9 protein-coding genes are annotated in these 15,954 nt (G+C 63.9%); 6 read left to right on the top strand and 3 right to left on the bottom strand.

Annotated features, from left to right (window positions below; all coding sequences use genetic code 11):
* The first annotated feature begins 31 nt into the window (after positions 1–31).
* Complete coding sequence (locus Q2K57_RS02710; protein WP_304526066.1) at positions 32–2,308, top strand: ATP-binding protein; 2,277 nt, start codon at positions 32–34, stop codon at positions 2,306–2,308.
* Positions 2,309–2,367: 59 nt separating this feature from the next.
* Here the strand turns inward: Q2K57_RS02710 and cra are convergent, their stop codons facing one another.
* A complete protein-coding gene (gene cra / locus Q2K57_RS02705) occupies positions 2,368–3,357 on the bottom strand; it encodes a catabolite repressor/activator (RefSeq protein WP_304526065.1) in 990 nt (329 codons plus the stop codon).
* Positions 3,358–3,591: 234 nt separating this feature from the next.
* Here cra and ptsP point away from each other — a divergent pair, with 234 nt between their 5' ends.
* The 3 genes from ptsP to Q2K57_RS02690 are packed head-to-tail and all read left to right on the top strand — an operon-like array spanning position 3,592 to position 9,196.
* Entirely contained in the window at positions 3,592–6,480 is a 2,889-nt protein-coding gene (ptsP, locus tag Q2K57_RS02700; protein ID WP_304526064.1) for a phosphoenolpyruvate--protein phosphotransferase, read from the top strand.
* Complete coding sequence (gene pfkB, locus Q2K57_RS02695) at positions 6,480–7,454, top strand: 1-phosphofructokinase (protein WP_304526063.1); 975 nt, start codon at positions 6,480–6,482, stop codon at positions 7,452–7,454. The genes ptsP and pfkB overlap by 1 nt, the downstream gene beginning before the upstream one ends.
* On the top strand, positions 7,451–9,196 hold the full coding sequence (locus Q2K57_RS02690; RefSeq protein ID WP_304526062.1) for a PTS fructose-like transporter subunit IIB: 1,746 nt from the start codon (positions 7,451–7,453) through the stop codon (positions 9,194–9,196). Before pfkB ends, Q2K57_RS02690 begins: the two co-directional genes overlap by 4 nt.
* Before the next feature lie 190 nt (positions 9,197–9,386).
* Here the strand turns inward: Q2K57_RS02690 and betA are convergent, their stop codons facing one another.
* Both betA and betT read right to left on the bottom strand, forming a co-directional pair.
* On the bottom strand, positions 9,387–11,081 hold the full coding sequence (gene betA / locus Q2K57_RS02685; protein ID WP_304526061.1) for a choline dehydrogenase: 1,695 nt from the start codon (positions 11,079–11,081) through the stop codon (positions 9,387–9,389).
* A gap of 90 nt (positions 11,082–11,171) precedes the next feature.
* The gene (betT, locus tag Q2K57_RS02680) at positions 11,172–13,244 is read right to left on the bottom strand and encodes a choline BCCT transporter BetT (protein WP_304526060.1); all 2,073 of its coding nucleotides are present in this window, start codon (positions 13,242–13,244) and stop codon (positions 11,172–11,174) included.
* Positions 13,245–13,636: 392 nt separating this feature from the next.
* Here betT and Q2K57_RS02675 point away from each other — a divergent pair, with 392 nt between their 5' ends.
* Both Q2K57_RS02675 and Q2K57_RS02670 read left to right on the top strand, forming a co-directional pair.
* On the top strand, positions 13,637–14,350 hold the full coding sequence (locus Q2K57_RS02675; protein ID WP_304526059.1) for a ZIP family metal transporter: 714 nt from the start codon (positions 13,637–13,639) through the stop codon (positions 14,348–14,350).
* Positions 14,351–14,451: 101 nt separating this feature from the next.
* Positions 14,452–15,933 carry a TrkH family potassium uptake protein gene (locus Q2K57_RS02670; RefSeq protein ID WP_112054384.1) on the top strand — a complete coding sequence of 494 codons (1,482 nt, stop codon included), beginning with the start codon at positions 14,452–14,454 and terminating at the stop codon, positions 15,931–15,933.
* Positions 15,934–15,954 lie beyond the last annotated feature (21 nt).

Below are 15,954 nucleotides of genomic sequence, written 5' to 3'. Positions count from 1 at the left end.
GATACCATCCTTCCCAGCGGCATTTCACATCATGCTTCGCTACCCGCTGCGGCTGAAACTCGGCGCCGCCTCGGTGCTGGTGTTCTTCATGGCTGCGGTGGTGGTGGCTGGCATGGTCGTTTGGCGCCAGGAAGGCCTTGCCGCCAGTGTCGGCGGGGATGCGACCTGGGCAGCCTACAAGCTTGATAGGGATGCTATCCAGCTACGCGATCGGCTCAACGATGCTGAGGATCTCGAGTCGTTACGCGTCAAGTTCGAGCTGCTCTATAGCCGGCTCAACTTTCTGCAACGCGGTGAGATTAGTGAGCTTTTTAGCCGTATCGACGATCAGGCGCGCCTGATACCTGCCATTGCAGACCAGATGGATATTCTGGACCTCCAGTTCGGCGGTCTAGAGCGCCTGGATGTGGCAGCGCGTCGCTCGCTTCAGTCAGCACTTGATCCCTTGATCTATCTCAGCCAGCAGTTGGTGATTGCTACCAACGCCTATCTGGCCGACGCCAAGCAGCAAGAGCGAAAAGCCCTGCAGCTGCTTCACTGGGTGCTGCTTATCATGCTGGGGTTGATGAGCCTTTCGATCCTGATGGTGACGCGGTTTCTCTTTCGCGAGGCCCGGGAGAATGCGGCGTCTCGGCGCGACCAGGAAGTGCTGAGACGCCGTCTCGAGGAGGCGGCGCAAAAGTCTCAGGCTGCCAATGAAGCCAAATCCGAGTTCCTGGCCACCGTCAGTCACGAGATTCGCACGCCGCTCAATGGCGTCATCGGCATGAGCGAGATGCTGCGCGGCCGACCACTGGATACTTCCTCGCGACGCTATGCCGAGATCATCCATGACAGCGCCGACAAGCTTCTCGTATTGATCAATGACATTCTCGATTTCTCTCGCATCGAGTCCGGTCGGCTCGAGCTCGAGCAGGTCGATTTTTCGCTACAGGAACTGATCGATTCAGCCGTGCGACTCTTCGAGCCCCGGGCCACCTACAAGAATATCACCCTGACGGCCCGGCTCGCCGAAGACGTGCCTGCGCGGCTGAAGGGCGACCCAGGCCGGCTTCGACAAGTGCTCCTCAACCTGCTTTCCAATGCTATCAAGTTCACTGAGCAGGGCGAGGTCTCGGTGCTGGTGGCCTACTCGTCTTTGCAAGAACGACTGCATGTATCGGTCAGCGATAGTGGCCCAGGGATTCCCAGCAGCCACCAGCATCGACTGTTCGAGCCCTTTCGGCAGGGCGATGCCTCCACCGCTCGCCGCTTCGGGGGCAGTGGTTTAGGACTGGTGATCTGCAGACGTTTGGTGAGCGCCATGGACGGAGAAATAGACTTCGTCAGCCGAATTGGCGAGGGTAGCTGCTTCTGGTTCAAGGTGCCATTGCCGCGCGTCCTTGTGCCTGAGGGTGCGAGGGAAAAAGACACCCAGGAGGTTTTGCCCGCCTTGCCACCTGGCCAGCGGCTGCTAGTCGTCGAAGATAATGAGATCAATCAGCAGGTGGCGCATATCATGCTGTCGCGTCTGGGGTGTCAGGTCGATATTGCCTCGTCGGGTGATGAGGCGCTCAGAATGACCCAGGCCGAGCCCTATGCCTTGATTTTCATGGATGTGCAGATGCCGCTGATGGACGGGCTTGAAGTGACGCGACAGTTGCGTAAGCGCCGCGACTGGTGCGCCGAGGTGCCGATCGTTGCCATGACGGCCGGCACCTTTGGTGACGAGCGCTCGCGCTGCCTGGAGGCGGGCATGAACGACTATATGGTCAAGCCGCTTGCCAGTGCTCAGCTGCTCAAGACGCTGCATCTCTATATTGGCCAGTCAGCCGAGCCCGCGACGGGCCAGGCGGATATTGAGGATGCCAGCGAACAGCCTGTCAACGGAGCGGCTGATTCGGTTGATGCTAACGCAGAAGACAGTCAGTGGCTGGCGCTGGAGCCGCTCGATGAGCTGCTCGAGCACATCGAGATAGAGGGCGCCAGACAGTTGGTGGGCATCTATCGTCGCCAGTTGCCGGATCGCCGGGAGGCCCTGTTGACGGCTGTCGGCGATGGACAGGCCGAGCAAGTCATGCAGCTTGCGCACTTGATGAAGGGCGAAGCGCTCAGCCTTGGCCTGGTGCAGGTCGGGGAGCGGGCCAGGGCGCTTGAAGCCGCGGCAAAGGAATCACGGCACGTTGAGATGCCAACGTTACTGCTCGCGCTTGATCACTGCCTGGCTCCTTCGCTCGCCGCCCTGGATGCCTGGCTTGATGGCATCGACAGCCGTCAGGCTTCAGACAGCCCCGTCTGGTCGCCGAGTGCCGGTAACGAACCGACTTGAAGTGGGAAGTCTGAAGCGGGAAATGCCACCAGCATTGGCCTGAAGGGCGTTCGTGTCGCTCACCCGCCGGGCGGCAGCCGCCGGCGCAGGGCGCGTTCCACCACCACCTGGCCGGGGTGATAGTCGCCATGGGCGGCGGCGATGGCGCGATCGAGCGTCAGTTCGGCGATCCGGTCATGCTGCTGAGGCAGCGAGTTAACCGGCAGCGGCAGGAAATCCAGCAGTCGATCATCGCCGAAGGTGGCCAGGCGCAGCGACGGCGGTAGGCCACCGCTTTCCAGAAGCTCATCCAGCACGCCATCGAGCAGCGTATAGGAGGCGGTGACCAGCGCGTCCGGCATGCCCTCCTTGAGCAGCTCGCGCATCAGCCGCGCGCCTTCCTGGCGGTCATAGCGGACCGCGCTGCGGGTCACGGCCTGGCAGTGGTGGCCCTCTAGGGCCTCGTGGAAGCCCGCCAGTCGCTCGGTGCTGATCGATAGTTGAGGTACGGCGTCGAACCAGGCAACTCGCTCGAGCTCCGGGGTGAGAACCGAGCGGGTCAGCGCCTTGGCGGCCGACTGGTTGTTGCTGACCACGCTGACGAAGCGTTGCGGATCCAGCGCACGATCGACGGCGATGACCGGCAGGCCGCCGTCCATCAGCTCAGCATAGAAGGGGTCGTCCATCGCCAGGCAACTGGCCACTATCAGCACCTCGCAACGCTGGGCACGCAGGGCGCGAGCCAGCTCGCGTTCGCTTTCCGGATTATCTTCGGAGCCGGCGATCAGCAGCTGATAGCCCCGGCGTCGCGCCCCTTGTTCTAGGCGCTTGGCGAGCAGGGCGTAGCTCGCATTCTCCAGGTCGGGAATGATCAGCCCAATGGTGCGACTGGCGCCGCGGCGCAGCGCCGCGGCCTGGGCATCGATTCGGTAGTGGTGCTGCTCGACCACCGCCATGACCCGGTCGACGGTCTCCTGACTGATGCGTCGTTCCTTGGCCTTGCCGTTGATGACATAGCTTGCCGTGGTCCGGGAAACGCCGGACAGGCGAGCGATTTCTGCGAGCGTCATGGTGATCCCTTGTGTGCGATGCGGCTCATTCTACTCCAGCCCTTGGCATCACCGGCTACGCCCAAGGTCGTAGCCGATCCTGCTTGATAAATGGCCTGACTCGATCCAGCATTGTACGAAACCTTAGGTGACACGATTCAGCCATGGGAAAGCAAGGTTGGCAAGGCCAGGTGCACCGGCCGCCAGCCAGCGGCCGGCACTCTCGCTGCCCGCCCCCAGGCACAGGAGGCTAGTATGTTGACACTCGGACAGGACGATATCCTGCTCGACCGCAAGGCCGATGACTGGCGCGCGGCTCTCGATCAGGCGTCTTCGGCGCTGGTTGAGGCCGGCCTGGTGGCGCCGGGCTATCGCGATGGCCTGCATGCCCGCGAGGCGCAGTCATCCACCTTTCTCGGCAACGCCATCGCCATTCCCCATGGCACGCCTGAGAGCCGTACTCACGTCAAGCGCACCGGCGTGCGGGTGCTGCAGTTCCCCAAGGGCATCGACTGGCACGACGGCAACCGGGTGCATGTGCTGGTGACCATCGCGGCTCAGAATGATGAGCACCTGGACATCCTGCGCCAGTTGACCCACGTGCTGGACCGCGAGGGCGTGTCCGAGCGACTGGCCGCCGCCGGCTCCCGCGCCGAGGTGGCCGGGCTGTTGTCGAAGGCCGTCGTCGAAGCGCGCCTCGATGACGATACCCTCTGCCTCAATTTCCCCGCCCGAGACCGGCTCGAGCTTGCCCTGGCCGCTGCCGCTCGACTGCGCCAGGCGGGCTGCGTCGGGAATGACTTCGTTTCCGACATCGCCTCTCAGTCGCCGCTGTCGCTGGGCCAGGGGCTCTGGTTCGCGACCAGTGCGAAAGATGTGAAGGCCCCGGCGCTGTCGCTGGCCACCCCGGAGGTCGTCATCGGCCAGGGCGATAGCGCGGTCAGCGGCGTCTTTTGTCTGGCTGCCCAGGGCGATGCGCATCGCAGCCTGCTGGAACGGTTAACGGCCCTGCTCGAACGCGGTGAGGGCCATGATCTGCATCAGCTGTCTGCCGAGAACGTGCTGGCGCGCCTTTCCGGCGAGTCGGCCAGTGCCCAGACCGCACGTGCCCGAGTGCTAAACGCCCACGGCCTGCATGCGCGTCCGGCCAAGCAGCTGATTCAGGTAGCGCGTCGTCAGAGCGTCGCGGTCCGGGTGCGCCTGGCCGATGGCAGCGGCGAGGCCGTGTCTGCGGCCAGTCTGACCAAGGTTATTGGTCTTGGCGCCCGGCGTGGCCAGCAATTGGTGTTCTCGGCAGAAGGCGAGGGCGCCAGCCAGGCTCTGGACGCCATGTGTGAGGCCATGCTGGACGGCCTGGGTGAAGTGGTCCAGCCCTTCGAGGAAGGCCGTGAGCACGTGGCCAGCACGCCTCCCGAGGGCGCCAAGCCGCCGGAGCCGCTGCCTGCCGATACCGCCTATCAGGCGGTTGCCGCCTCCCCGGGCATGGCCATCGCGCCGCTGTTCGTAATGCGCACGCCGCGCTTCGAGTACCCCGAGCGGGCCGGCGATGCCGGTGAACAGAAGCGCCGTCTGGATGCGGCCATTCGTGAAGGCGCCGAGCAGCTTGAGGTGCTGGTGCAAAGTGCCCAGGGTGGCGAGGTCGCCGAGATCCTGTCGATGCACGAGGAAATGCTCGACGACCCGGAGCTGCACCAGGCCGCCCGCGAAGGCATCCAGGAAGGCTATTCCGCCGAAGCGGCCTGGTGGACCGCTATCGAGACCGCCGCCCGGGCCCAGGAAATGCTTGCCGATCGCCTGCTTGCCGAACGCGCGGCCGACCTGCGAGACGTGGGCCGGCGGGTGTTGGGGATCCTGTGCGACATCAGCCTGCCCACGCCGCCGGATCATCCCTACATCCTGGTCATGGACGACGTCGGCCCCTCCGATGTGGCCCGTCTCGATACCAGCCGCGTCCGCGGCCTGCTGACCGCCAGAGGCGGTGCGACGGCCCACAGCGCGATTCTGGCCCGTGCGCTGGGCATCCCTGCCGTCGTGGGGGCCGGCGAGCGAGTGCTGACGCTTGAAGATGGCGTTGAGATGATCCTCGACGGCGAGCGCGGGCGCATCACGCCTGCGCCGTCTACCGAGCGCCGCCAGCGCGCCGAACTGAGTCTCAAGGAGCATGAGCGCCTGGAGCGTGAAGCCTGGGCGGCACGCTTCGAGGAAGGCCGTACCCGCGACGGTCATCGCGTCGAGGTCGCCGCCAACCTGGGTAACACTGCCCACACCGCGGATGCCGTCGAGCGTGGTGCCGAGGGCGTGGGCCTGCTGCGTACCGAATTCATCTTCATGGCGCATTCCGAGGCGCCTGACCTCAAGACCCAGATCGGCGAATACAAGGAGGCCATGGATGCCCTCGATGGTCGTCCGCTGGTCGCTCGTACCCTGGATGTGGGCGGTGACAAGCCACTGCCCTACTGGCCGGTGCCTCAGGAAGACAATCCCTTCCTCGGCCTGCGCGGGATTCGTCTGGCCCTGACCCAGCCCGAGGTGCTCGAGACCCAGCTGCGCGCTCTGCTGATGGCCGCTGCGGGTGGCGACAATACATCGGGTCGGCCGCTGCGCATCATGCTGCCGATGGTCAAGGATATCGCCGAGTTCCGGGCCGCCAAGGCGATTTACGATCGTCTGCTCGAGGAGATCCCGGCCGAGGAGCGCGCCACCGACGTGCAGCTCGGCGTGATGATCGAGGTGCCCTCCTGTGCGCTGCTGGCGCCGACGCTTGCCGCCGAGGTCGACTTCTTCTCGGTGGGCACCAACGATCTGACCCAGTACACCCTGGCCATCGACCGCGGCCACCCGGCGCTGTCCGCTCAGTCCGACGGCCTGCACCCGGCGGTGCTGCGCCTGATCCAGATGACCGTTGACGCCGCCCATGCCCAAGGCAAGTGGGTCGGGGTATGCGGCGAGCTGGCCTCGGACGCCCAGGCGGTGCCGGTGCTCGTTGGCCTCGGTGTCGATGAACTCTCGGTCAGTGCCCGCCAGGTGCCGATGGTCAAGGCGCGGCTGCGCGATTTCGATCTCGCCGAAGCCAAGGCCCAGGCCGCGCTGGCACTGGCCCAGGCGACCAGCGATGACGTAAGAAACGCGCTGGAGGTGCGCTGATGGCCAGGGTGCTGACGATCAGTCTCAATCCGGCGCTGGATCTGGCGATCGGCCTGCCGACGCTGACCCTTGGCGAGGTCAACCGGACCGATGCCACGCAGCTGAGCGCCGCCGGCAAGGGCGTGAACGTTGCCCGGGTGCTGGCGGCACTGGGGCATGAGGTCGTGGTCTCCGGGTTTCTGGGGGCAGACAATGATGGCCCCTTCCGGCGCGCCTTCGAGGACATGGGCGTCGAGGATGGCTTCCGGCGCGTGCCCGGCGAGACCCGCATCAATGCCAAGCTCGCCGAGCACAGTGGCCGCGTCACCGACGTCAACGGTCCAGGCCTGGTCATCGATGCGGCCACCTTCAAAGACCTTCTGGATGATCTGGTGGCGCTGGCGGCCGACCCCAGCCGACGTCCCGACGCGGTGGTGATCGCCGGCAGCCTGCCGCCGGGCATCGACGCCGACGATCAGGCCGCGCTGATCACGCGTCTCAAAGCGCATGGCCTGCCGGTATGGGTCGATACCAGCGGTCCGGCGCTGACCCGCGCCATTGCGTCTTCCCCAGCGGCGGTCAAGCCCAACGAGCTGGAACTGGCCGAGTGGGCCGGCGAGGCCCTGGACAGCGACGCTCGCCGGCTGGCGGCGGGGCTTCGCCTGCATCAGGCCGGCATCCAGGAGGCGCTGATCTCTGCCGGTGCCGACGGCGTGCTGTGGGTCAGCCATCGCGGGGCCTGGCACGCCACGCCGCCGAAGATGACGGTCGCCAGTACCGTGGGTGCTGGCGACACCCTGCTCGCCGGTATGTTGCACGGCGTCCTCGAGGGCCATGCCCCCGATGCGGCGCTGCGCTTCGCGACGGCCTTGTCCGCCGAAGCCGTACGCCATGTTGGCGTGGGCAATCCCCACGCCGATGACTTCCCTCACCTCCAACAACAGACCCGCGTGCGTCGCCTGAACGACGTGGACGCAGGGGGAGCGCTCGCATGAATGTGATCCTGATTACTGCCTGCCCGAGTGGCATGGCCACCACCTTCCTCGCCGCGCGGCGCCTTGAGCAGGCGGCCAGCCGGCTGGGCTGGTCCACCACGGTAGAGATGCACGGTGAACTGGCGCCGGTGGAACCGGCTTCTGCCGAGTCCATCGCCGCGGCTGATCTGGTGGTGGTGGCCGCCGATGCGGTGCCCAGTCCACAACGCTTTGCCGGAAAGTCGCTTTACCAGGCCCCGATCGCCCAGGCACTGCCCGATCCCGCCGGCTTTCTCGAGCGGGCTCAGGCTCAGGCAGCCGCCTATACGCCGCCTGCCGATGATGCCAAGCCGGCGGTAGCCGATACGGCCGGCGCCAAGCGAATCGTCGCCGTGACCGCCTGTCCGACCGGGGTGGCACACACCTTCATGGCTGCCGAGGCCTTGAGTGAAGCCGGGCGGGCGTTGGGCCACCAGATCCGCGTCGAGACCCAGGGCTCGGTGGGCGCCCAGGACAAGCTGACCGAAGAAGAGATCGCTGCCGCCGACGTGGTGCTGCTGGCCTGCGACATCGAGGTCGACCCGACCCGCTTCGCCGGCAAGCGCATCTATCGCACCTCCACCGGCAATGCGTTGAAGAAGCCTCGCCAGGCCATCGAGGCTGCCCTTGCGGAGGCCGATGTGGAATCGGCCGGCAGTGCTGCCAGTGGCGGCGAGGCCAAGAAGAGCGTCAAGGACAAGGGCGTCTACAAGCACCTGCTGACCGGGGTGTCCTTCATGCTGCCGATGGTGGTGGCCGGGGGCCTGTTGATCGCCTTGTCCTTCGTGTTCGGCATCGAGGCCTTCAAGGAAGAGGGCACCTTCGCCGCAGCACTGATGCAGATTGGCGGTGGGACCGCCTTCGCGCTGATGGTGCCGGTACTGGCCGGCTATATCGCCTATTCGATCGCCGACCGGCCGGGCATCGCCCCGGGTATGATCGGCGGCATGCTGGCCTCGAACATCGGCGCCGGTTTCATCGGCGGTATCCTCGCCGGTTTCCTTGCCGGTTACGTCGCCAAGGCGGTCGCCCAGTACGTCAAGCTGCCCTCGAGCATCGAATCGCTCAAGCCGATTCTGATCATCCCGCTGGTGGCGAGCCTGATCACCGGTCTGACCATGATCTATGTGGTCGGCGAGCCGGTCGCCGCCGTACTTTCTGCGATGACCAACTTCCTCGAGAACATGGGCTCTGCCAACGCCGTGCTGCTGGGCATCCTGCTTGGGGCCATGATGTGCTTCGACATGGGCGGGCCGGTCAACAAGGCGGCCTACACCTTCGGCGTGGGCCTGCTGGCCTCCGAGACCTATGCGCCGATGGCTGCCGTCATGGCCTCAGGCATGGTGCCGGCGATCGGCATGGGTATCGCCAGCTTCGTTGCCAAGTCGAAGTTCTCCGAGCCTGAGCGGGAAGCCGGCAAGGCGTCCTTCGTGCTCGGCCTGTGCTTCATCAGTGAAGGGGCGATTCCGTTTGCCGCCAAGGATCCGCTGCGCGTGATTCCCGCCTGCATGGTCGGCGGGGCGATCACCGGTGCCATCTCGATGCTGGTGGGTGCCAAGCTGATGGCGCCGCACGGCGGCATCTTCGTGCTGCTGATTCCCAACGCCATCACGCCGGTGTTTATGTACCTTGCCGCCATCGTCATCGGTTCGCTGGTCACCGGTCTTGGCTACGCGCTGATCAAGCGTGGCAGTCAGGAAGTGTCGGTGGCCGCTAACGCCTGATCGCCGACGGCTGCCCCGTCGCCAAAAAGCCCCGGTATCCTCGCGGATATCGGGGCTTTTGCATGGGGGCGAGTGTGGCCGGGTAAAAACGCCGTGGAAGTTGAAAGATGCCCTTGAGATGCGACCTGGAGTAGCAGGTTAGCGAACCGGTTAGCGAAACGCATTAGAGAATCGAGTTAGAGCGACGAGCCTATGAGGCTTGCCTTTCGGGCTCTCCCTCACGCTGGCGCTGCGGGTCCTTGATCCTGAAAACGGCGGCTTCTGACGGCGCCAGAAGCGCTCGTCCGAGGATATGATCGGCGGCTTTCTCGGCGATCATGATGGTCGGGGCATTGATATTGCCGTTGGTCACGGTGGGCATGATCGAGGAGTCGACCACCCGCAGTCGTTCGATGCCACGAACGCGGCACTCGGGGTCGACCACCGCCATATCGTCAGTGCCCATGCGACAGCTGCCGCAGGGGTGATAGGCGGTTTCGGCGCTGTTGGCGACCCACTCATCGACCTGCTCGTCGCTGACGACGTCTTTCCCGGGCGATAGCTCATCGCCGCGATAGGCATCTAGGGCCGGCTGGGCGAAGATTTCGCGAGTCAGGCGCAGGCCGTCCCGATAGGCCTGCTTGTCTTCTTCCTCGTGCAGGTAGTTGAAGAAGATCTTCGGCGGTGCGGCGGGGTCGGAGGAGGCAAGCTTTACCCAGCCGCGACTCTTGGGCTTGTTGGCGCCCAGGTGTACCTGGAAGCCGTGCCCCTCGGCGGCGCTGGAGCCATCGTAGGCGATGGCGCCGGCCAGGAAGTGATACTGCAGGTCGGGCCATTCAAGGCCCGGGCGACTGCGGATATAGCCGTTGGATTCGAAGTGGTTGGTGGCACCGAGGCCTGACTTGAATGCCAGCCAACGCAGGCCGATCAGCGCCTGGCCGATAGGGTTGAGCCAGCCGTTGAGGGTGATCTTCTGCTTGCAGCTTTGCTGCACCCAGACCTCGAGATGATCGTGCAGGTTCTGGCCGACTCCCGGCAGGTCGTGGACGACCTCGATGCCGTGTTCCTTGAGGTGCTCGGCAGGACCGATGCCGGAGAGCATCAAGAGCTTGGGTGAGTTGAAGGCGCTGGCCGAAAGGATGACTTCACGACGGGCCTGGACCCTAAAGGTCTTGCCACTCTTTGTGTATTCAACGCCGACGGCCCGCTTGCCCTCGAACAGAATCCGCGTGGTCAGGGCATGCATTTCCAGCTGCAGGTTGTCGCGGCTGAGGGCGGGTTTCAGGTAGGCATTGGCGGTCGAGCAGCGCACCCCGTCACGCACCGTCATGTCCATGCGGCAGAACCCTTCCTGGCGATAGCCGTTGTAGTCCTGAGTCTCGCCGTAGCCTGCCTGGCGGCCTGCCTCGATGAAGGCCTTGTACAGCGGGTTCTGCATGTTATTGCCGTTGCACACGCCAAGCAGGCCGTTGCCGGAGCGGTAGTCATCATCGCCATACAGGCAGCCTTCGGCACGCTTGAAGTAGGGCAGTACGTCGGCATAGTTCCAGCCGACGGCGCCGAGTTCGGCCCATTCCTCGTAATCGCCGGCGCAGCCCCGCACATAGGCCATGCCGTTGATCGAGGATGAACCGCCGATCACCTTGCCTCGCGCCTGGTGAAGGCTGCGCCCGTTTAGGCCCGGCTCCGGCTCGGTGTGAAGCCCCCAATCGAAGCGTGGCTTGTTCAGCGGGATCGAGAAGGCGGTCGGCATCTGGATGAAGATGGAGTTGTCCTTGCCGCCGAACTCCAGTACTAACACCTCCAGGTCGCTCTCTGCGCTGAGGCGGTTGGCCAGCACCGAACCCGCTGAGCCGGCGCCGACGACCACGTAGTCAACGCTGCGGTCGAAGGATTGTTCACTCATTTCATCGCTCCTAGGGCATAAGGCCTTTAGTGGCGTGATACTTAGTGCCGAGATCATTGATGTCGCGATCAGTGATGTCGGGCGTGACGGTCAGCGTCCTGCGGAAGCCGGGTCGTCGGGCATCTCGGTGTGGGTGCCGGGCTGCTCGCGCTGAATATGCAGGAACAGCAGGTGGCGCTCGTACTGATCGAGAATATCGGCGATCAGCTGCTCCTGGGTGTAGCCATAGATGTCATAGCCCTGGCCCCCTTCGATGATGTGAACCTCCAGCCGATAGTAACGGGTGCCGGCGTGGGTGTCGCGAATCGAGAAGGCCGGCATGGCGCACTGGCGGGGCCAGACCTGATAGGTAAAGTCCTGTTCGCCGCCAAGGCCCACGTTCAGCGCCAGGTGCTCATCTGCCTTTTCACCCTCGACGATCTCCACGGGGTAGCCCTGCTCGCTCAAGACGCTGCAGATCTCTTCCATGGCCGGTTGGACGACGTCACCGAGGAAGTGACTCACCTGCTCACGCTTGGGGAAGCTCACGGCGCGGGACAGCCGCTGACGCCAGTTGCGATTCGCGCTCTCGCCGGGCAGGGTGCGCCCCGAAAGATGGCCCGCCATGCTGCGTTGCAGGCTGTCTTCCTTGAGGCCCTCTACTTTCAATGCCTTGTAGAGCCCCAGCATCATCAGAAACAGCACGAAGGCGAAGGGCAGGCCCGTGATCACTACCGCGCTCTGTAGCGCTCCCAGGCCACCGGCCATCAGCAGCGCCAGGGTCAGCACGCCGATGATCACAGCCCACAGCACTCGCATCCAGGCCGGGGCATCATGGTTGGGATCGCGCAGAATCGAGGTCAGGTTGGACAGCACCAGCGAGCCCGAGTCGCCCGAGGTCACGAAGAAGACGATCGCCAGCAGGGTCACGACCACTGTGGTCAGGCCGACCCAGGGCAGGCTCTGAAGGAACAGGTAGATCGCCGAACCGGGGTTATTCATGGCCTGCTCACCGAAATCGGCCACTCCGGTACCGTTCATCACCATGTCGATGGCGCTGTTACCCATGATCGACATCCACGCCATCATGAAAGCCAGGGGCAGGATCAGGGTGCCGGCGACGAACTGGCGGATGGTGCGCCCACGCGAGATGCGTGCCAGGAAAAGCCCCACGAAGGGCCCCCAGGCGATCCACCAGGCCCAGAAGAACACCGTCCAGCCGTTCAGCCAGTCGGTGGGCGGGTCGAAGGCATAGGTGTTCATCGACAGAGAGACGAAATGGGTCAGGTAATCGCCTACGTTCATCACCAACGCATTAAGCAGGAACACGGTCTTGCCGGTGAACAGCACGAACAGCAACAGCAACAGGGCCAGCAGCATGTTGAACTCGGAGAGCCTGCGGATGCCCTTGTCGACCCCGGTTACTGCGGAAATCGCGGAAAAGATCACGATCAGCACGGCCAGCACCGCCTGGGTGGTCGTGTTCTCCGGCAGGCCGAACATGTAGCTCAGACCGAAGTTGAGCTGGATAATGCCGATGCCGAGGCTGGTGGCGATGCCGAACAGGGTGCCCAGGACGGCGGCGATGTCCACGCTATGGCCGATGGCGCCATGGATGCGTTTACCAAAGATGGGGTAAAGCGCGCTGCGAATGGTCAGCGGCAGGCCGTGGCGATAGCTGAAGAAGGCCAGTGACATGCCCACCAGCGTGTAGACGCCCCAGCCGGAGAGTCCCCAATGCAGGAAGGTCAATTCCATGGCGCGACGTGCCGCCGCGACGGTAGAGGGATCGCCGTCGGGTGGCGCCAGGAATTGGGTCACCGGCTCGGCGATGCAGAAGAAGATCAGATCGATGCCGATCCCTGCGGAAAACAGCATGGCGGCCCAAGTCACGACGTTGAAATCCGGCGTGGAGTGCGCCGGGCCGAGTCGCAGCTTGCCCAAGCGAGAGGTGGCGATGGCGATCACGAATACCAGGTAGGCCACCACCGCGACGAAGTAGAACCAGCCGAAGGTATCCGAGATCCAGCCCAGCACGGCATTGATCGCCGCGCTGGCGGAGTCGGTGAAGACCATCGTCCATAGCGCAAAGGCCACGATACCGATGGCCGAGCCATAGAAAACGACGGGATTGATGCGGTCCTTGTGAACATCTGTCTGCAAGTCATCCGGGGCGGTTGCCATGCTCAACTCCTGGTTGAAGAGGAAACGCCTTTCAACAGCGGCGGCAGTGCAGCGTCAGTAACGATTCAGTGCCGGTTAACAGGTCTTGTGGCCGCAGAGGTGGGGGAGAGATGGCCGATGAACGCAAGGTGGGCATCACCAAAACGGTGATGATCCTTGCAGCAGTGGCCGCTCTCTCCAAGACATCGGGACGTTATGAGGTATAGATGCTTGAGGGTAGCCATGTACAAACGCTGTTCCCTTGCCATTTCAACGTTACTGGCAGGCTATCGGCACCGTGAGGGCCGTGTCTCCTTCTGGTTTCGCGACACGATGTGGACGACGCCTGACGGTGTGGCGGGGGTCATGCCGTATCATGGGAGGTTCAATAAATCCCCCGACAAGGAGACCTCATGCTCGATCTGTTGCTGCTGGTGGCCATTACCCTGATGGCGGGCCTGGCGATGCCGCTGGGCGCCTATCTGGCTCAAATCGAACACATTCACCCGCAGTGGCTGGAACAGGAATTGCGTCATAGCGTGCTAGCCTTCGGCGGGGGGGCGCTGCTTTCTGCGGTAGCGCTGGTGCTAGTGCCTGATGGCATCGCGATCACGTCGATGCCGATGGCTGCGCTATATCTGTTGCTTGGCGGGATGGTGTTCATGGTCGTCGACATGGCGATGGTGCGCTGGCAGCTGCCGGCCAGTCAGTTCCTGGCCATGCTGTTGGACTTTATCCCGGAGTCCATTGTCGTCGGGGCTATCTTCGCCATCCGACCCGAAGAGGCGATGCTGATTGCCGGGCTGATCGCCTTGCAGAACATACCCGAGGCGTTCAATGCCTATCGGGAGTTCATGCAGTCAGGGCACTTCGGTGCCAGTCGGGTCATCATGAGCTTTTCCCTGATGGCGCTACTGGGCCCGCTGGCGGGGCTTTCAAGCTACCTGTGGCTTGGTGATGATGGAGGCTTTGTGGGCGCCATCATGCTGGTGGCCTCGGGCGGGATTCTTTATTCCATCTTTCAGGATATCGCCCCGGGAGTGAGGCTGGAAAAACACTGGGCGCCGCCAATGGGCGCGGTGCTGGGGTTCGTGTTCGGGGTGGTCGGGCTGATGGTGATCGGCTGAATCTACTGGGCATGACGGGCGCTTTTGGGCGGGCATTCCATGGGCTGACATGTTTATATCGCCCGGTGATTCATAAGGAGGTGAAAAACGTCATGTCCATGATGGCGAGCGTGACCGAAAGGATTCGCCAGTGGGGGCGGGGTTGGGCGCCGGTATTTAAGGTCATGGCGGTGCTGTGGCTGGTGTTGGCCGCCTTCATGACGGTGCCTTGGGTGGTGCTGCTGTTCGAGCAGGACCCTGACGCCGAGGCTTTTGCGCTGTCGATCGGCATCGTGCTTGCCATCGTGGCGGTGACGGGCCTGGCGACCCGGCACACCCAGGTGGCTCTCAAGACCTGGCAGATGTTCGTGGTGACTACTCTGAGCTGGGCATCGATCAGCGGTCTGGCTAGCCTGCCGCTGGTGCTGGGGGCGCCACAGCTGAGCTTTACCAATGCGGTCTTCGAGTCGGTCTCGGCCATCACCACTACCGGCTCGACGGTGCTGGTGGGTATCGAGGGGCTCTCCGATGGTCTCAAGCTGTGGCGCGGCATCATGCAGTGGCTTGGTGGCATCGGCATCATCGTGATGGGCATCGCCATCCTGCCTTTCCTCAAGGTCGGTGGTATGCGGCTGTTTCACACCGAGTCTTCCGATTGGTCGGAGAAAGTCATGCCGCGCACCGGTGGCATCGCCAAGGCGACGCTGGGTATCTACTGCGGCTTTACCCTGCTGGCCGTGGTCAGTTACTGGCTGGGGGGCATGTTGCCGGTGGATGCGGTGGTCCATGCCATGTCGTCGATGTCCACCGGCGGCTTTGCTAACTCCGATGCGTCCTTCGGTGCCTATGCCGACCAACCGCTGCTGCTGTGGATGGGAAGCCTGTTCATGCTGTGCGGGGCGCTGCCGTTCGTGCTCTATATTCGCGCCTTGCGTGGCATGCCCATGGCAATGTGGCGGGATCAGCAGGTGCGAGGCCTGCTGGGCTTTCTGGCCATCGTCATCTTGATGCTGACCGCCTGGCGAGTGTGGGTGGGGGCGCCGCTCTTCGAATCCCTGACCCAGGTAGCCTTCAACGTGATTTCGGTGGTCACTACCACCGGCTATGCCTCGGATGATTATACCCAGTGGGGGCCGCTCGCCGTGGTGGCCTTCTTCTACCTGACCTTCGTCGGCGGCTGCAGCGGCTCGACCAGCGGCGGGCTCAAGATCTTTCGCTTTCAGGTGGCAAGCGTGATGCTGCGCAACCAGCTGCGCTTCCTGACCCATGCCAGCGGCGTCTTCGGCTCCCGCTACAATGGCCAGGTGCTGACCGATGACATCACCCGAGGCGTGGTCGCCTTCTCGTTCTTCTTCTTCCTGACTATCGCCGGGCTGGCGCTGGGGCTTTCCCTGCTGGGCCTGGATCTGGTGACAGCGCTCTCCGGGGCGGCGACGGCGGTGGCCAACGTCGGGCCGGGGCTTGGCGACATCATCGGCCCATCGGGTAACTTCGCGTCCCTGCCGGATACCGCCAAATGGCTGCTGTGCCTGGGTATGCTGATGGGGCGCCTGGAAATCCTTACCGTACTGGTGCTGCTGACGCCGCTGTTCTGGCGTGGCTAGCCTGACGGAAAACGGGGCGAA

This window comes from Halomonas sp. I5-271120, from assembly GCF_030553075.1.
GTDB classification, from domain to species: domain Bacteria; phylum Pseudomonadota; class Gammaproteobacteria; order Pseudomonadales; family Halomonadaceae; genus Onishia; species Onishia taeanensis_A.
The sequence above is the reverse complement of the archived record's forward strand: the minus strand, read 5'-3'. Positions and strand labels throughout refer to the sequence as shown.